The sequence below is a fragment of the Streptomyces sp. NPDC048462 genome (assembly GCF_043200175.1).
Taxonomy (GTDB): Bacteria; Actinomycetota; Actinomycetes; order Streptomycetales; family Streptomycetaceae; genus Streptomyces.
In genome coordinates this window covers 22,353-37,921 of record NZ_JBICXG010000026.1, presented here as the reverse complement: position 1 = coordinate 37,921, position 15,569 = coordinate 22,353, and the positions used below count along the sequence as shown (strand labels likewise).

At 69.5% G+C, this 15,569-nt stretch carries 16 protein-coding genes and 1 riboswitch; of the genes, 4 read left to right on the top strand and 12 right to left on the bottom strand.

Annotated features, from left to right (window positions below; genetic code table 11):
- The first annotated feature begins 154 nt into the window (after nt 1-154).
- Nucleotides 155-886 (top strand): D-Ala-D-Ala carboxypeptidase family metallohydrolase, encoded by a 732-nt coding sequence (locus ACGFU6_RS31605; RefSeq protein ID WP_390087150.1) that lies wholly within the window; start codon nt 155-157, stop codon nt 884-886.
- Nucleotides 887-938: 52 nt separating this feature from the next.
- On the opposite strand, the gene ACGFU6_RS31600 is transcribed toward ACGFU6_RS31605, so the two are convergent.
- The gene (locus tag ACGFU6_RS31600) at nt 939-2,855 is read right to left on the bottom strand and encodes a family 20 glycosylhydrolase (RefSeq protein WP_393615926.1); all 1,917 of its coding nucleotides are present in this window, start codon (nt 2,853-2,855) and stop codon (nt 939-941) included.
- A gap of 89 nt (nt 2,856-2,944) precedes the next feature.
- Nucleotides 2,945-3,919, bottom strand: coding sequence for a helix-turn-helix domain-containing protein (locus tag ACGFU6_RS31595; RefSeq protein ID WP_393615925.1), 975 nt, complete (start codon nt 3,917-3,919; stop codon nt 2,945-2,947).
- 81 nt (nt 3,920-4,000) lie between these two features.
- Here ACGFU6_RS31595 and ACGFU6_RS31590 point away from each other — a divergent pair, with 81 nt between their 5' ends.
- Entirely contained in the window at nt 4,001-4,213 is a 213-nt protein-coding gene (locus tag ACGFU6_RS31590; protein WP_393615923.1) for a hypothetical protein, read from the top strand.
- Nucleotides 4,214-4,298: 85 nt separating this feature from the next.
- Here ACGFU6_RS31590 and ACGFU6_RS31585 read toward each other — a convergent pair whose 3' ends face one another.
- Genes ACGFU6_RS31585 through ACGFU6_RS31570 form a run of 4 tightly spaced genes read right to left on the bottom strand, consistent with a single transcriptional unit; the run spans nt 4,299 to nt 5,396 of the window.
- Nucleotides 4,299-4,688 (bottom strand): hypothetical protein, encoded by a 390-nt coding sequence (locus ACGFU6_RS31585; protein ID WP_393615921.1) that lies wholly within the window; start codon nt 4,686-4,688, stop codon nt 4,299-4,301.
- Complete coding sequence (locus tag ACGFU6_RS31580) at nt 4,685-4,831, bottom strand: hypothetical protein (RefSeq protein ID WP_393616009.1); 147 nt, start codon at nt 4,829-4,831, stop codon at nt 4,685-4,687. Before ACGFU6_RS31580 ends, ACGFU6_RS31585 begins: the two co-directional genes overlap by 4 nt.
- A complete protein-coding gene (locus tag ACGFU6_RS31575) occupies nt 4,828-5,139 on the bottom strand; it encodes a hypothetical protein (protein WP_393615919.1) in 312 nt (103 codons plus the stop codon). Before ACGFU6_RS31575 ends, ACGFU6_RS31580 begins: the two co-directional genes overlap by 4 nt.
- Entirely contained in the window at nt 5,136-5,396 is a 261-nt protein-coding gene (locus ACGFU6_RS31570) for a hypothetical protein (RefSeq protein WP_393615917.1), read from the bottom strand. The genes ACGFU6_RS31575 and ACGFU6_RS31570 overlap by 4 nt, the downstream gene beginning before the upstream one ends.
- A 289-nt stretch (nt 5,397-5,685) precedes the next feature.
- Between ACGFU6_RS31570 and ACGFU6_RS31565 the strand changes: the two genes are divergently transcribed.
- Nucleotides 5,686-6,447 carry a GntR family transcriptional regulator gene (locus ACGFU6_RS31565; protein WP_393615915.1) on the top strand — a complete coding sequence of 254 codons (762 nt, stop codon included), beginning with the start codon at nt 5,686-5,688 and terminating at the stop codon, nt 6,445-6,447.
- A 193-nt stretch (nt 6,448-6,640) separates the two neighbouring features.
- Here the strand turns inward: ACGFU6_RS31565 and ACGFU6_RS31560 are convergent, their stop codons facing one another.
- The 6 genes from ACGFU6_RS31560 to ACGFU6_RS31535 all read right to left on the bottom strand — a co-directional run bounded on the left by ACGFU6_RS31560 (nt 6,641) and on the right by ACGFU6_RS31535 (nt 13,968).
- The gene (locus ACGFU6_RS31560) at nt 6,641-7,657 is read right to left on the bottom strand and encodes a ribonucleotide-diphosphate reductase subunit beta (RefSeq protein ID WP_393615913.1); all 1,017 of its coding nucleotides are present in this window, start codon (nt 7,655-7,657) and stop codon (nt 6,641-6,643) included.
- Nucleotides 7,657-10,053 carry a ribonucleoside-diphosphate reductase subunit alpha gene (locus ACGFU6_RS31555; RefSeq protein ID WP_393615911.1) on the bottom strand — a complete coding sequence of 799 codons (2,397 nt, stop codon included), beginning with the start codon at nt 10,051-10,053 and terminating at the stop codon, nt 7,657-7,659. Before ACGFU6_RS31555 ends, ACGFU6_RS31560 begins: the two co-directional genes overlap by 1 nt.
- A gap of 139 nt (nt 10,054-10,192) precedes the next feature.
- A riboswitch (cobalamin riboswitch) is annotated at nt 10,193-10,330 on the bottom strand.
- A gap of 41 nt (nt 10,331-10,371) precedes the next feature.
- Complete coding sequence (locus tag ACGFU6_RS31550) at nt 10,372-10,884, bottom strand: GNAT family N-acetyltransferase (protein ID WP_393615909.1); 513 nt, start codon at nt 10,882-10,884, stop codon at nt 10,372-10,374.
- Nucleotides 10,885-11,027: 143 nt separating this feature from the next.
- On the bottom strand, nt 11,028-12,656 hold the full coding sequence (gene mctP / locus ACGFU6_RS31545) for a monocarboxylate uptake permease MctP (protein ID WP_393615907.1): 1,629 nt from the start codon (nt 12,654-12,656) through the stop codon (nt 11,028-11,030).
- Nucleotides 12,653-12,859 carry a DUF3311 domain-containing protein gene (locus ACGFU6_RS31540; RefSeq protein WP_037787228.1) on the bottom strand — a complete coding sequence of 69 codons (207 nt, stop codon included), beginning with the start codon at nt 12,857-12,859 and terminating at the stop codon, nt 12,653-12,655. The genes mctP and ACGFU6_RS31540 overlap by 4 nt, the downstream gene beginning before the upstream one ends.
- A 338-nt stretch (nt 12,860-13,197) precedes the next feature.
- The gene (locus tag ACGFU6_RS31535) at nt 13,198-13,968 is read right to left on the bottom strand and encodes a GntR family transcriptional regulator (RefSeq protein WP_123523651.1); all 771 of its coding nucleotides are present in this window, start codon (nt 13,966-13,968) and stop codon (nt 13,198-13,200) included.
- Between the two features lie 281 nt (nt 13,969-14,249).
- Here ACGFU6_RS31535 and ACGFU6_RS31530 point away from each other — a divergent pair, with 281 nt between their 5' ends.
- Complete coding sequence (locus ACGFU6_RS31530; RefSeq protein ID WP_393615905.1) at nt 14,250-15,533, top strand: extracellular solute-binding protein; 1,284 nt, start codon at nt 14,250-14,252, stop codon at nt 15,531-15,533.
- Nucleotides 15,534-15,569 lie beyond the last annotated feature (36 nt).

Below are 15,569 nucleotides of genomic sequence, written 5' to 3'. Positions count from 1 at the left end.
GCTTCGCAGCTGACGCGGGGCCCTGTTCCGGTACGCCGGGGCAGGGCCCCGCTGTCTCCCGTCCGTCAACCAGCCTTCTCCTGGGCGTAGTTGACGCGCGTCGACTCGTCCGACAGTCTCTCTGCTCACACCTTCGTCGTGGTAGGGAGCCCTCATGCTCAGACGTTCCGCGAGACTTCTGCTCGGCCTTGTCATGACCATGGCTTTCGCGCTGGGCGGGGCCGTGGTCACGGCCGGCACCGCCCAGGCCGACGGCTGCTACACCTGGACCCGGACCCTCTCGCCGGGCGCCACCGGCAACGATGTCGTCCAGCTCCAGATCAGGGTCGCCGGATACCCCGGGTACAACTCCGTACTGGCCGTCGACGGCTCCTACGGACCGGCCACCACAGCCGCCGTCAAGCGTTTCCAGGCCGCCTACGGGCTGGCCGCCGACGGCGTCGCGGGCCCGGCCACCCAGGCCAAGCTCTACGCCCTCCAGGACAACGACTGCACGCCCGTCCACTTCACCTACGCCGAACTCAACAAGTGCAACAGCACCTGGGCCGGTGGCGCGGTCGCGGCGGGAACGGCGAAGGCCAACGCGCTGAGCACCATGTGGAAACTGGAGGCGCTGCGCCACGCGCTCGGCGACCACCCCATCACCATCAACAGCGGTTTCCGCTCCACGTCCTGCAACAGTTCGGTCGGTGGTGCCTCGAACAGCCGGCACCTGTACGGCGACGCGGCCGACCTGGGTGGCATCGCCTTCTGCACCCTGGCCAAGGAGGCCCGTAACCACGGGTTCAACGGCATCCTCGGCCCGGGGTACCCGGACCACAACGACCACGTCCACGTGAACCAGGGCCCGAGCCACTTCTGGTCGGCGCCGAACTGCGGTATCTGACCTCCGGCGCACGTGTGGGGCCCGCCGTCACGGCGGGCCCCACAGTCGCGCGTCAGGCGGACTTCGCTGTCAGGCGCGTCCCGCCCGTCGTCTGTACCGCCGCGCCGTCCGCGGCCCGCTCCGTCAGCCGGAGCTGCGAGACGGCGTTGCGCAGGACCAGCGCACCGGCCCCGGTGTCCAGCTGCCAGCGCTGGGTGCGCGCGCCCGCCGAGCAGGTCCCGAGCGACAGCTCGGCACCCACCTCCAGCGGTGCGCCCAGGTACTTCTTCCCCCGTACCGCGTCCAGACACGTCCCGTTCCCGGCCGAGCGGACGGTGTAGTACCCGTCGGCGGTAGCGGTGAGCGTCCAGCCCGCCATCGCGCCCCGGGTCAGCGACACCCCGGAGTCCGCGCCGGGCGCGAGCGCCTTCGCGCCGGACGTCAGCCGGTACGTGCCGTCGGGGAGCGGGGTGCGGTCGGTGTTCGCCCAGCCGGGCGCGTGGCCGATCCGCCGGGCCAGGGCCTCGAAACCGGCGTACGTGTCACTCGGCTTCGGGCCGCCCCAGGTGGCCTGGGCGATGAAGCGCAGCGGCATGAAGACCTTCGCCTCGACCTCGTTCTCGGTCTCGGCGGCCGCGCTGTCCGGCCAGAGGCTGATCTTCGCGCCGGTCAGGTTCGCCGCCGCGGCGGGCAGCGTCTCGCCCTCGAAGCCCAACGGCGTCCAGTCGCTCTCGTACAGCTTGCGCGTGTCCATCGTGAAGCCGCCGCGCACCAGGTAGAGGGAGTAGGCGGAGTTCATCACCGGACGGCCCTCGGCCAGCAGTTCTGACGGCTGCTGGATGGCGCCGCCGCCCAGCCAGTGCTCGACGGTGATGTCGCGGTCCAGCGGCACGGTGGCGTTGTGGCCGGTCAGGCCGTCGTTCCAGATCCGCAGCGAGCGGCCGCCGGCCTTCACATGTGCGTTGACCTGGTTGATGAAGTCGACGAAGAGATCGTCGGGGGTGGCCGACGCGCCGAACTTCGCGGTCGCGGCCGCCTGGAGCTGCGGGTAGTCCGGATACGAGGAGCCGATCATGTACTCGTCGGCGCCCATGTGCCAGGTGCGGCTGTCCCACACCTTCAGAGCCTCGTCCACCAGGGAGGTGTAGTACGTCAGCGCCTCGGGCCGGGAGATGTCCAGCCGGGGCGGTGAGGCGACGCCGTCCTTGTCCTTGAGCTGGAGCTCGGGATGGTTCTCCAGATAGGTGTCCATGTGGCCGGGGGAGTTGATCTCCGGCACCAGCTCGATGTGGTACTTCTTCGCCATCGCGGCCAGGGACCGGATCTGCGGCTTGGTGTAGTACCCCCAGAACGCCGACTCGGGGTCGGTGTCGCTCCTGACCTTCGCCTCGATCCAGAGCTGGTTGAGCTTCTGCGAGGCCATGTCCTTCATCAGCCGCTCGAACCAGGGGAGGGACACGTTGATGTAGCAGGCGCAGACCCCGACGCCGCGCTCCCGGTACGCGGGCACGTCGGTGGCCGAGCCCCGGGCCGCGCGGCCGTCGTCGTTCAGCAGCTGGAGCACGGTGCGCGAGCCGTAGAACACGCCGGTGGAGGTCGCCGCGGTGACCGTGACCCGGTCCCCGACATCGAGCCGGTAGCCCTCCGCGCCCAGCGACCCCTTCAGGGAGGCGTCCTGGCGCAGCACCACGTCGCCGGCCCGCGCCCGGCCCCGGGACACCGGAGCGCCGCCGTTCAGCTCGCCCGCGAACGTCTTCGCGTCATCGGCGGTGCGCTGCTCCCGCACCCCGTCCAGCACGATCCTGGCCCGGTCCGTGAGGGTGAACTCCCCCTCGCCCGGCTGCCACTGCCGCAGCGAGGGCAGCACCTCGGGCGGCGGAGCGGCGGCCGGTTTGTCCACGGCCGCAGCGCTCTGCCAGGGCAGCAGAGTGGCGGCGAGCGCGGCCACCACGGCCCCGATGGTCCTTCGTCTTGCCGTCCGGATGTCCATCGTCCGACCCTGGCCCGTCGCCGGGCCCGGGTCCATGGACAGGTGAGGGAAAGGGTTGGACGAATGATCGGATGTCAACGCTGCCGGGGTCAGGCGACTTCGGTCAGTTCCGACGGCCCGCGGAACGTCCGCCGGTAGGCGTTCGGCGTGGTGCCCAAAGAACGCACGAACTGATGACGCAGGGCTGCGGCGTTGCCGAAGCCAGCCAGTCCCGCGATCGTGTCCATCGTTTCGTCCGATGTCTCCAGGAGGTGCTGGGCCAGCAGCACCCGCTGGCGCAGCAGCCAGCGGTAGGGCGTGGTGCCCGTCTCCTGCTGGAAGCGCCGGGCGAAGGTGCGCGGCGACATGTGCGCCTGGGCGGCGAGCTGTTCGACGGTCATCTCCTCGTTCAGATGGCGCTCCATCCAGACCAGGGTCTCGCCGACCGTGTCGCAGCGGTCGCGGGGCAGCGGCCGCTGGATGTACTGCGCCTGCCCGCCGTCGCGGTGCGGCGGCACCACCATGCGGCGGGCGATGGTGTTCGCGGCGGCGGGCCCGTACGCCTGGCGGACCAGGTGCAGGCAGGCGTCGATGCCCGCGGCCGTGCCCGCCGACGTGATGACGGAACCCTCGTCCACGTACAGCACGTCGGGCTCGACGCAGGCGCGCGGGAAGCGGCGGGCCAGCGCGTCGGAGTGGCGCCAGTGCGTGGTGCAGCGGCGGCCGTCCAGCAGTCCGGCCGCGCCCAGCACGAACGCCCCCGAGCAGACACTCAGCACCCGGGCGCCCCGGTCCACGGCCCTGCGCAGGGCCTCCAGCACCTCTTCCGGGTACTCCCGGTCCGTGAAGCGGCTGCCGGCCGGTACGGCGATGAGGTCGGCCTCCTCCAGGCGGTCGAGGCCGTGCGGGGTGCTGATGGTGAACCCCGCGTGTGTCCGGAGCACCGGGCCGTCGGCGGAGACCACGGCGAAATCGTGCACCGGCAGGCCCTCCTCGCTGCGGTCGAGGCCGAACACCTCGCAGAGCACGCCGAGTTCGAAGGGGTGGACCTCGTCGAGCAGCAGGACGGCGACGTTTTTCAGCATGGCCCCAGTGTGGCAGTAATTCGATGCTCCATGACAGTCCTGCCACTGCCGGATTCTGCCCGGACGGACGACAGTAGAGGCATGAACACATTCCAGAACGTCCTGGGCATATCCGCTGTTATCGTCCTCGTCCTGCTCCCGGCGCTGATCGGGATCGCCCGCGAGCTCCGCATCGACCGCGAGCTCCGGGACGCGGAACGGAGCCGGAGAACAGCACCACCGACAACGGCGGACGCCGCGCAGCCGGTGAAGGCCGCACGGCGTCCGTACGTGAGGAGCTGGGCGAGGATCTGAAGGGCTTGGAGGCCTCGGTGTATCGCCCTGCGTGGCTGGGCCGGGGCCGGGTTCGGTGGGTTAGCAGAAGCCTCCGGGCGCGGCCCTACCTCCCGTCCTCGTCCCGGTACTCGGGGAACAGATGAGGATGCTGATGGGCGAGGCTGTGGGTGATGGCTTCATCGGTGGGGTCGGTGACGCCCCAGCTGTGTGCGGAGGGGTGTGCGGCGAAGAGTTCGCAGGCTTCGTCGAAGGGATCGCGCGCGGAACACCAGGGGAGCGGCGTGAGCCGGGCGTGCCCTGCGCCCTTCCATCGGACCCAGACGGCACTTCCGGGCCGCCCGCCCTCGTCCCAGAGCATGGCGGCGTGCTGGTCGTCGTGGTCCTCGCCGAGTTCACAGAGGATGTATCCGGCTTCGGGGCGGTGTCCGGGGACGGACAGGGCGACGACGTTGTCCGGGGGTGGGAGGAGGGCGACGGCGGTGCACTGGTTCATGGCTGGGGGCGTCCTCGTAGATCGTCTGTGGTGCCGTCGGACAGGAGGGCGAGCCGACGGCTGCGTACGGTGACGCCACCGAGCGAGGCGAACCGCTGCCTGTCCGACACGGTGACCTCGGCGGCGTAACCCAGGCGGTTCATGCGGCACGCTCGTGGTCGCCGGAGTCGATGAGCAGGTCCCGGAGCCGGTCGGCCGCCGCCTCGATCGCCTCCGCCACGTCGGTGTGGGCGGCGAGGCGTTCGCCGAGGGCCGCGTCCAACTCCGCGAAGAACAGGGCCCGATAGGCGGGGTCGGATTCGATGCGTACGAGTTCGTCGAAGGGTCTGGCGGGGTGGTGCGAACGCCGGGTGAGAGCCCAGGTGAGTCGGGGGAGCCGGAGCCGTAGGTGAATCTCGGCGGCTCCGAAGAGCAGGACCAGCCGAGCCCGCAACCGTACGGTGGGGTTCACAGAACCTCCCCCCGGCTGCGGGCGTTGGCCCGCGCGGTACGGGCACGGAGCTGCTCTATGGGGAGCGCGGGCCGTACGTAACGGGGCTCGGCCTCCCACTCGGTGCCGCCGCCCATCGGCCGCAGCGACCAGTGGAAGCCGGCGACCCCCCGGAACTCGCCGACGCGGTTGTTGCGGCTGGTGTCGACCAGGAGGGTTCCAGGGGCGGGGAGGTCAGGGGGTTCCTGGATATGCGGACGTAAGTTCTCGCCGTACATCGATCGCTCCTCGTGCCGTCGCGGTGTTTGCCGGGCGACAGATGGAGCCGCTCAGCGTGGGGCCGAATCTCGTGACATCTCTAGAGAACTAGAGGTCTCTAGAGATGTTAACCGATCGGCTTGCATTCGTGTGGCTCTGCTGTTCGCATCTGGGTAGGGGTGCGTGAGTCGACTTACGCACCCCTACAAACGCCCAGGTGGGCCTGCTGATCGGCGCACGGGGTCGTGCCCGGATGTCGCGTGAGTGACTGGCGGGCCTAAGCTGTCCGGAAAGGAGAGGAACCCGTTGATGGCCACCGACGCCGGCCGCCGTGAGCCCAAGTACCAGCGGATCGCGAACGCCTTGAAGGCGGAGATCCGGTCTGGAGCATTGGGGGCGGGGAGCCGTCTCCCAGGCGAGAACGACCTCATGACGCAGTACGGCGTAGCGCGCATGACGGTTCGGCAGGCGCTGAGCGTGCTCCAGAGCGAAGGGCTGACGGAAGCCCGGAAAGGTGTGGGCGTTTTCGTTCGTGCCTTCCAGCCACTGAGGCGGAGTGGGATTCAGCGGTTGGCGAGCGAGCGGTGGGGGTCCGGACGCTCCGTCTGGGAAGCGGACCTTCAGGGGCGAGACCTGGCGGTGGATCAGGTGGAAGTACGCGAGGGGATCGCCTCGGAGAACGCAGCGCGGGTGCTCGGCCTTGAGGCGGGGGAGAAGGTCTGCGTGAGGAGCCGCCGGTTCGTCCTGGAAGGTAAGCCGGTGCTGCTGTCGACCTCGTACCTCCCCGCATCCCTGGTCGCGGGCTCAGCCATCACCCAGCCGGACACGGGCCCGGGAGGCATCTACGCGCGACTGGCCGAACTGGGCCACGCCCCGGTCCACTTCCGGGAGGAGATCCGCTCTCGGATGCCCCTGCCGGAGGAGGCGTCGCAGCTGAGCCTTCCGGCGGGTACGCCCGTCATGCTCATCTGCCGGACCGCGTTCGCGGAGGAGGGCCGCCGCCCCGTGGAGGTCAACGAGATGGTCCTGGACGCGGCGGCTTACGTCCTGGAGTACGACTTCGACGCGTGACGGGTCCAGTTCCGAGCACCGCCCCACCTCGCGCGCGTGGTGATGCGTTCTGCTGTCGACTTCGCACGGGGCCCTTCTCCGCGTTCGTCGCCAGCGCGCGGGCCGGAACGTTCGACGTCGCCTGACTCAACGCCACAGCGCCGCCCCACCGTGCCGAACGCACAGTGGAGCGGCGCTGCCGTAAGAGCGGGGTCTAGAACTCGTCGTCGAAGCCGACCGTGCCCTCGACCGCCACCTGGTAGGCCGACGGGCGGCGCTCGAAGAAGTTCGTGAGCTCCTGGACGCCCTGGAGCTCCATGAACGAGAACGGGTTCTGCGATCCGTACACCGCGGGGAAGCCCAGCCGGGCGAGCCGCTGGTCGGCCACGCACTCCAGGTACTCGCGCATGGACTCCGTGTTCATGCCCGGCAGGCCCTCGCCGCACAGGTCACGGCCGAACTGCAGCTCCGCCTCGACGGCCTCCTTCAGCATGTCGGTGACCTGCTGCTGGAGGGCGTCGTCGAAGAGTTCGGGCTCCTCCTTACGGACGGTGTCCACGACCTCGAACGCGAAGCTCATGTGCATGGTCTCGTCGCGGAAGACCCAGTTCGTCCCCGTGGCGAGGCCGTGCAGCAGGCCGCGCGAGCGGAACCAGTAGACGTAGGCGAACGCGCCGTAGAAGAACAGCCCTTCGATGCACGCCGCGAAGCAGATCAGGTTCAGCAGGAAGCGGCGGCGGTCGGCCTTCGTCTCCAGCCGGTCGATCTTCTCGACCGAGTCCATCCACTTGAAGCAGAACTGCGCCTTCTCACGGATCGAGGGAATCTCCTCGACCGCGTCGAAGGCCGCCGCCCGGTCGGCCGGGTCGGGCAGATAGGTGTCGAGCAGCGTCAGATAGAACTGGACGTGCACGGCCTCCTCGAACAGCTGCCGCGACAGGTACAGCCGCGCCTCGGGGGAGTTGATGTGCTTGTACAGCGTCAGCACGAGGTTGTTGGAGACGATCGAGTCACCGGTGGCGAAGAACGCGACGAGCCGCCCGATCATGTGCTGCTCGCCCGGCGACAGCTTGGCGAGGTCGGCGACGTCGGAGTGCAGGTCGACCTCCTCCACCGTCCAGGTGTTCTTGATCGCGTCCCGGTAGCGCTCGTAGAAGTCCGGGTAGCGCATCGGCCGCAGGGTCAGTTCGAAGCCCGGGTCCAGCAGGTTCTTGTTCTCGGATGTGCTCATTACTGGCAGGCCTCGCAGGACTCGGGGTTTTCGAGGGAGCAGGCGATCGCGTCCGCGTCGGGCGCGGTCGCCTGCTGTACGGGAATGGGGGCGGCGGCGGCCGTCTGGCCGGACGCGGCACGCGCGATCCGGGTCGCCGGGCGCGAGCGCAGGTAGTACGTCGTCTTCAGCCCCTGCTTCCAGGCGTACGCGTACATCGAGGAGAGCTTGCCGATCGTCGGCGTCTCCAGGAACAGGTTCAGCGACTGGCTCTGGTCCAGGAACGGGGTACGGGCCGCCGCCATGTCGATCAGTCCGCGCTGCGGGATCTCCCACGCCGTGCGGTACAGCGCCCGCACGTCCTCCGGGATCCACGCGAAGCCCTGGACCGAGCCGCTCGCCTCGCGCAGCGCCTCGCGGGTCCGCGCGTCCCACACGCCGAGCCTCTTCAGCTCGTCCACCAGGTAGGCGTTGACCTGGAGGAACTCACCGCTGAGCGTCTCGCGCTTGAAGAGGTTGGAGACCTGCGGCTCGATGCACTCGTACACGCCCGCGATCGAGGCGATCGTGGCGGTCGGCGCGATGGCCAGGAGCAGCGAGTTCCGCATGCCGCTCTTCGCGACCCGGGCGCGCAGCGTGTCCCAGCGCTCCGGCCAGTTCAGCTCGGTCTCGTAGTGGTCGGGGTGCAGCACACCGCGCGCGGCCCGCGTCTCGGACCACGCGGGCAGCGGGCCCGAGCGTTCGGCCAGCTCGCAGGACGCCTCGTAGGCGGCGAGCATGATCCGCTCGGAGATCTTCGTGGAGAGCGCGCGGGCCTCGGGGGAGTCGAAGGGCAGCCGCAGCTGGAAGAAGACGTCCTGGAGACCCATCGCGCCCAGCCCCACCGGCCGCCAGCGGGCGTTGGACCGGCCGGCCTGCTCGGTCGGGTAGAAGTTGATGTCGACGACCCGGTCCAGGAAGGTCACGGCGGTGCGCACGGTGGCGTCCAGCCGTTCCCAGTCGATCGTGCCGCCCTCGACGAACGCGCCGAGGTTGACCGAACCCAGGTTGCAGACGGCCGTCTCGCCGTCGTCGGTGACTTCGAGGATCTCGGTGCACAGGTTCGAGGAGTGCACGACGCGGCCCGGCTCGGCGGTCTGGTTCGCGGTCCGGTTGGAGGCGTCCTTGAACGTCATCCAGCCCTGGCCGGTCTGGGCGAGGGTCCGCATCATCCGGCCGTACAGCTCACGGGCCGGCATCGTCTTGCGGGCCAGGCCCTTGGCCTCGGCCGCCCGGTAGGCGGCGTCGAACGCGTCGCCCCACAGGTCGACCAGCTCGGGCACGTCGGCCGGGGAGAACAGCGACCACTCGGTGTCCGCGTCCACCCGGCGCATGAACTCGTCCGGGATCCAGTGCGCCAGGTTCAGGTTGTGCGTGCGCCGCTGGTCCTCGCCCGTGTTGTCGCGCAGCTCCAGGAACTCCTCGATGTCCGCGTGCCAGGTCTCCAGGTAGACCGCGGCGGCGCCCTTGCGCCGGCCGCCCTGGTTGACCGCGGCGACGGAGGCGTCGAGCGTCTTGAGGAACGGCACGATGCCGTTGGAGTGCCCGTTGGTGCCCCGGATCAGCGAACCGCGGGCCCGGATGCGGGAGTACGAGAGGCCGATGCCACCCGCGTGCTTCGACAGCCGCGCCACCTGGTGGTAGCGGTCGTAGATCGAGTCCAGCTCGTCCAGCGGCGAGTCCAGCAGGTAGCAGGAGGACATCTGCGGGTGCCGGGTGCCGGAGTTGAAGAGCGTGGGGGAGGAGGGCAGGTAGTCCAGCCGGCTCATCAGCCGGTACAGGGCCGCGACCTCGTCCAGGGCGCGCTCGGAGTCGTCCTCCGCGAGCCCGGCGGCCACCCGCAGCATGAAGTGCTGCGGGGTCTCGACGACCTGGCGGGTGATCGGGTGGCGCAGCAGGTAGCGGCTGTGCAGGGTGCGCAGCCCGAAGTAGCCGAACCGGTCGTCGGCGCCGTCGGTGAGGGCCCGGTCGACCAGCGCGTCGAGAGCGGCCGCGTGCAGCGTCACGAACTCGGCGGTGCGGTCCGCGATCAGGCCTTCGCGGTGGCCCACGGCGACGGACGCGGAGAAGGACGTCGCGCCCTGGCCGGCCGCCTCGTCCGCGATGGTGCGGGTGAGGAGGCGGGCGGCGAGCCGGGAGTAGGCGGGATCCTCGGAGATCAGGCCCGCCGCGGCCTCGGTGGCCAGCGAGCTCAGCTCGGCCTCGTCCGACCGGGCGTTGCGGCCGCGCAGCGCGGCGCCGGCGACGCGTCCGGGGTCGGTGTCGGGCAGGTCCGCGGTGAGGGCGGTGAGGGTCCGCAGAAGTGCGGTGCCCGGTCCGTCGCTCGTGGGTCCCGTTGATTCGGCCGCTGAAACCGGATCGGCTGGCGCGATGGTCACGTGGTGCTCTCCCTCGCTCGGCTCTGGGCCGGCGGGGGAGCGGGGCAGCCGGGCGGAGCGGGGCCCGGTCGGGGCAGCACTCCGTGCGGCGTCCACCGGCCCATCCACGAGGCCCGGACGTCTGGGCATCCGGTTCGGTCGAGCCGGATGCGCTGTCGGCAGGTCCTCGGACTCGGAGGTGCGCAAAAGCACACCGAATACACCGTTGCGGGACAGTTCCGGATTCGCACCGGATTTCCCTGCGGCGACAGCGAGCACGAGCATACATGTGGGGGCCGCTGGATGAGGCAGCCCCCACATGTTGTGTCGCGTGACCGATCAAGAGACCGCCGGGAACTCCAGGCGGTATGTCAGCAGCGAGAGCCCTTCGATGGGATACCAGTCCTTTTCGGGGGTCCGGACGAAGCCGAGGCGCCCGTAGATCCTATGGGCCCCGCGCATCGCCGGCTGCGTCGACAGGACGATGCCGGTGACCCCCGGGGTGGCTCGTGCGCGGTCGATACAGGCCCGGACGAGCGCCTCGCCCGCCCCGGCCCCACGTGCCTCGCGCGAGACCGCGAGCATCCGGAACTCGGCCTCGTCCGGCGCCGCGATGTCGGCCCAGCGGTTGCCCGGCGGCGCGTAGGTGACCCCGCCGAGGACCCGGCCCCGCGCGTCCGCCGCGACGAGCACCTCGGCCTCGGCGGCCCGCCGGGGGACGTCGCGCAGTTGCACCAGATACGGGTCGTCGGCGCCGAAGTCCAGCAGCCCGTCCCCGAGATAGGCCTCGGCGGTGATCTCGCCGAGGGCGGCGTACTCGGCGGGCTCGACCGGCCTGATGGTTATGTCCATGCACGGAAGTCTGCCGCACCCGCGGGCGGCGCCGGCACGGGTTTTCCCCGGCGGCTCCGGCGGCGCTGCCCGAGGGTTCCCCGGACGCGCGAACGGGCCGCCGCTCCCCACGTGCTGGGGTGCGGCGGCCCGTGGCGCCTCGGTCAGTGACCGCCGGGCGCACCGGCCGTGGCCGGCGGGAGCTCCGTCTTCACGCCCGGGTCGCCCGCGTCGGCGGTGTAGTCGGCGGGAGAGGTCTCGTCGATCCCCGCAGGCGCCTTCACGGCGTTCAGGACGAAGGTGAGGACGACGGTCACCACGACGTTCAGCACGAACGCCGTCAGGCCGATGTAGCCGATCTCGCCGATGCCCGGGATCTCCTTGGACGAGCCGCCGAAGTGCGCCTGGGTGGGGCTGGCGACCCCGTAGGCCGCGGCCGTTCCGTAGACCATGCCGACCGCCCAGCCCGCGAGCAGCGCCCAGCGGTGGAACCACCGGGTGAAGAGGCCGCCGACCAGGGCGGGCATCGTCTGGAGGATCCAGATCCCGCCGAGCAGCTGGAAGTTGATCGCGACCGTCTTGTCCATGGTGAGGACGAACGCGAGCGCGCCGACCTTCACCAGCAGCGACACCAGCTTGGAGACCTTGGTCTCCTGGGCGGGCGTCGCGTCGGGCTTGATGAAGTCCTTGTAGATGTTCCGGGTGAAGAGGTTCGCCGCCGCGATCGACATGATCGCCGCGGGGACCAGGGCGCCGATGCCGATGGCGGCGAACGCCACGCCCGCGAACCAGTCGGGGAACATGTTCTCGAAGAGCTGCGGGATGGCCAGCTGGCCGTTGTCCACCTTGACCCCGGCGGCGATCGCCATGAAGCCGAGCAGCGCGAGCAGCCCCAGCATCAGCGAGTACAGCGGCAGGATCGTGGTGTTGCGGCGGATCACGTTGCGGCTGCGGCTGGAGAGCGTCGCCGTGATGGAGTGCGGGTACATGAAGAGCGCCAGCGCCGAGCCCAGCGCCAGCGTGGCGTAACCCCACTGGCCGTCCACGCCGGGCGCGAGCGCACCGGTCGGCTTGGAGCCCGGCGGGCCGTTGAACTTCTCCTGCGCGGCGGCGAAGATGTCGTCGAAGCCGCCGAGCTTGATCGGGATGTAGATGATCGCCACGAGGATGACCAGGTAGATCAGCCCGTCCTTGACGAACGCGATCAGCGCGGGTGCGCGCAGGCCCGAGGAGTACGTGTACGCGGCGAGCACCGCGAACGCGATCAGCAGCGGCAGGTCCTTGACGAACCAGTTGGTGTCCTCGCCGCCGCCGACGCCCATCACGTCCAGCACCGCCTGGATGCCGACGAGCTGGAGCGCGATGTACGGCATGGTGGCGAGGATGCCGGTGACCGCGACGGCCAGCGAGAGCCCCTTGGAGCCGAACCGGCCCCGGACGAAGTCCGAGGTGGTGACGTAGCCGTGCTTGTGCGAGACCGACCACAGGCGCGGCAGGAAGGTGAAGATCAGCGGGTACACCAGGATGGTGTAGGGCACCGCGAAGAAGCCGGCCGCGCCGGCCGCGTAGATCGCCGCCGGTACGGCCACGAAGGTGTACGCGGTGTAGAGGTCGCCGCCGAGCAGGAACCAGGTGACCCAGGTGCCGAAGGACCGTCCGCCCAGGCCCCATTCGTCGAGGCTGGCCTCGTTCTCCGCCTTGCGCCACCGGGCGGCCATGAAGCCGACGACCGTGACGGCCAGGAAGAAGAAGATGAAGACGCCGAGCGCGATGCCGTTCACGCCGTCCTTCATGCGGACGCACCCCCCTTGCGGGCGCGCTGGTCACGCTGCCACAGCTTGTACGCGATCATCGTGAGTGCGGTCGAGATGAGCACCCAGAGCATCTGGTACCAGTAGAAGAACGGGATGCCGATGAAGGTCGGGTCGATCTTGGCGTACGAACTCACCCAGAGCATCGCCACGAACGGCGCGATGAGGCAGAGGGCGATGACCACCCGCACGGGTGTGACCGTGGGCGGCTTTCCTCCTGGGTCCGCTGGCTTTCCTTCTGGGTCTGCTGACATGGCGGCGACTCCGTCCCCTCGCTGATCACCTTTGCAATGCGCAGGAAATCTAGGCGAGGGTCCCGGCCAGCGTCACCCCCTGTCCGCATTGCGGTCCGGCAACGGTCCTCCGGCCGGCGGCGGGTGGCAGGAATGGTCCCCGGCGCCGGCCAAGTGGTGGGGGATGTGGTTCAGACCAATGGCGGGACGAAGGGCTGACCGGGGGACGGGAAAGCCCCCGCGGAAGCCGTTCCACGGGGGCTGTCGGGGTGGTGCGCCGGGGGTGCCGGTCAGTCCAGCGGACGCTTCAGGCGGGCCACGAACTTGTAGCGGTCACCTCGGTAGACCGAACGGACCCACTCGACCGGCTCACCCTGCTCGTCCAGCGAGTGACGGGAGAGCATCAGCATCGGCAGGCCCACATCCGTGCCGAGCAGTCCGGCCTCGCTCGGGGTGGCGAGCGAGGTCTCGATGGTCTCCTCGGCCTCGGCCAGCCGGACGTCGTACACCTCGGCCAGGGCCGTGTAGAGGGAGGTGTACTTCACCAGTGAACGCCGCAGCGCCGGGAAGCGCTTGGCCGAGAGGTGGGTGGTCTCGATCGCCATCGGCTCACCGCTCGCCAGCCGCAGCCGCTCGATCCGCAGCACGCGGCCGCCGGCGGTGATGTCGAGGAGTCCGGCGAGCGTGTCGTCGGCCGTGACGTAGCCGATGTCCAGCAGCTGGGACGTCGGTTCCAGTCCCTGGGCGCGCATGTCCTCGGTGTACGAGGTGAGTTGCAGGGCCTGCGAGACCTTCGGCTTGGCGACGAAGGTGCCCTTGCCCTGGATGCGTTCCAGCCGGCCTTCGACGACCAGTTCCTGGAGCGCCTGGCGCACGGTGGTGCGCGAGGTGTCGAACTCGGCCGCCAGGGTCCGTTCCGGGGGTACGGGGGTGCCGGGCGGCATCGTGTCCGTCATGTCGAGGAGATGCCGCTTCAGCCGGTAGTACTTCGGAACGCGCGCGGTACGCGTCCCGGCGCCCCCGCCCGTCTCGGTCTCCGAACTGCCCCCGTCGACGCCCATGGCCCGCCTTCCCGACTGCTGCGCTGCTGCCGTCACCGGCTCCTCCGTCTGTCGCGGCTCACATGGTGGCACGGTCCGGTCACGGCTCGTCGCCCTCCCTCAGATGTCGGTCCTATAACGGACGCGAGTGCACTTCTTATACACCCTTGACACCCCTAAAGGTCTAGGCCAAGCTCCCGGTACTGGTCTAAACCATTAAAGACCAGGTTCCAGCCCCAGTAGTACTCGTCGACGTTATTTGCGCGGTGGGCGGGGGTTGCAGCATCCCTGAGGAGGGTGGCGTGAAGCGCAAGCTCATCGCGGCGATCGGCGTCGCGGGCATGGTGTTCGGCATGGCGGCCTGTGGTTCGGACGACGACAGCGGCGACGGCAAGAAGGCCGGTGCCGAAGGATACGCGGGCCAGACCCTGACTGTCTGGACGATGTCCGGCTCGAACCCGCCCGGTTGGACCAAGACGGTCACCGACGAGTTCGAGAAGAAGACCAAGGCCAAGCTGAAGATCGAAGTCCAGCAGTGGAACGGTATTCAGCAGAAGGTCACCACGGCGCTCTCCGAGTCCAACCCGCCCGACGTGCTGGAGATCGGTAACACCCAGACCCCGGCGTACGCCAAGACCGGCGGTCTCGCCGAGCTCGCCGACGTGAAGAAGGAGATCGGCGGCGCCTGGCCCGACGCGGTCAACGCCCCCTCCGTCTTCGAGGGCAAGCAGTACGCGCTGCCGTGGTACTTCGGTAACCGCGTCGTCATGTACAACAAGAAGGTCTTCAAGGACGCCGGTATCACCGAGACGCCGAAGACCCGCGCGGATCTCTTCAAGGCCTTCGACGCCATCAAGAAGAAGGGTGACGCCGAGCCGATCTACCTGCCCGGCCAGAACTGGTACTTCTTCGACGGTCTGCTCGTCGGCCAGGGTGTCGAGCCGGTCAAGAAGGAAGGCGACAAGTACGTCTCCAACCTGGCCGACCCGAAGGTCGCCGCGGCCATGGACGTGTACAAGAAGTACCAGTCCTACTCCAAGGCCCCCAAGGACAAGGACGAGGCCACCCCGCAGCAGGCCGAGGTCTTCGCCAAGGGCAAGACCGGCGCCATCATCGCGATGGGCTACGAGGCCGGCACGGCCATCAAGGCCAACCCGAAGCTCGAGAAGGACATCGGCTTCTTCACCATCCCCGGTGAGACCGCCGAGAAGCCCGAGGGTGTCTTCCTCGGTGGCTCCAACTTCGCCGTCGCCGCGGGCAGCAAGAAGCAGGACCTCGCCAAGGAGTTCCTGAAGATCGCCCTCAGCGAGGCGAACGACGGCGCTCTCGTCAAGGAGGCCGGCTGGACCCCGAAGTCCGAGGCCATGCAGAAGTTCGCCGTGGGCCAGCCCGCCGCCGAGGCCGCCGGCCCCGCCGCCGCCAAGTCCGGTGGCACGACGCCGCTGATCCCGGAATGGGCGCCGGTCGAGAACCCGCCGAACCCGATCAAGACCTACATGACACTGGTCCTGCAGGGTAAGTCGTCCGCCGCAGCAGCCAAGCAGGTCGAGGGCGAGCTCAACAAGCGCCTGAGCCAGCAGCAGTAGTCGCAGCAGCGCGACACACTCCGGGGCGGCGGGCAT

Bases quoted from the DNA above. Each gene is read 5' to 3' on its own strand.
- ACGFU6_RS31605 (WP_390087150.1), top strand. From the start codon at position 155: ATGCTCAGACGTTCCGCGAGACTTCTGCTCGGCCTTGTCATGACCATG.
- ACGFU6_RS31600 (WP_393615926.1), bottom strand. From the start codon at position 2,855: ATGGACATCCGGACGGCAAGACGAAGGACCATCGGGGCCGTGGTGGCC.
- ACGFU6_RS31595 (WP_393615925.1), bottom strand. From the start codon at position 3,919: ATGCTGAAAAACGTCGCCGTCCTGCTGCTCGACGAGGTCCACCCCTTC.
- ACGFU6_RS31590 (WP_393615923.1), top strand. From the start codon at position 4,001: ATGAACACATTCCAGAACGTCCTGGGCATATCCGCTGTTATCGTCCTC.
- ACGFU6_RS31585 (WP_393615921.1), bottom strand. From the start codon at position 4,688: ATGAACCAGTGCACCGCCGTCGCCCTCCTCCCACCCCCGGACAACGTC.
- ACGFU6_RS31580 (WP_393616009.1), bottom strand. From the start codon at position 4,831: ATGAACCGCCTGGGTTACGCCGCCGAGGTCACCGTGTCGGACAGGCAG.
- ACGFU6_RS31570 (WP_393615917.1), bottom strand. From the start codon at position 5,396: ATGTACGGCGAGAACTTACGTCCGCATATCCAGGAACCCCCTGACCTC.
- ACGFU6_RS31565 (WP_393615915.1), top strand. From the start codon at position 5,686: ATGGCCACCGACGCCGGCCGCCGTGAGCCCAAGTACCAGCGGATCGCG.
- ACGFU6_RS31560 (WP_393615913.1), bottom strand. From the start codon at position 7,657: ATGAGCACATCCGAGAACAAGAACCTGCTGGACCCGGGCTTCGAACTG.
- ACGFU6_RS31550 (WP_393615909.1), bottom strand. From the start codon at position 10,884: ATGGACATAACCATCAGGCCGGTCGAGCCCGCCGAGTACGCCGCCCTC.
- mctP (WP_393615907.1), bottom strand. From the start codon at position 12,656: ATGAAGGACGGCGTGAACGGCATCGCGCTCGGCGTCTTCATCTTCTTC.
- ACGFU6_RS31535 (WP_123523651.1), bottom strand. From the start codon at position 13,968: ATGGGCGTCGACGGGGGCAGTTCGGAGACCGAGACGGGCGGGGGCGCC.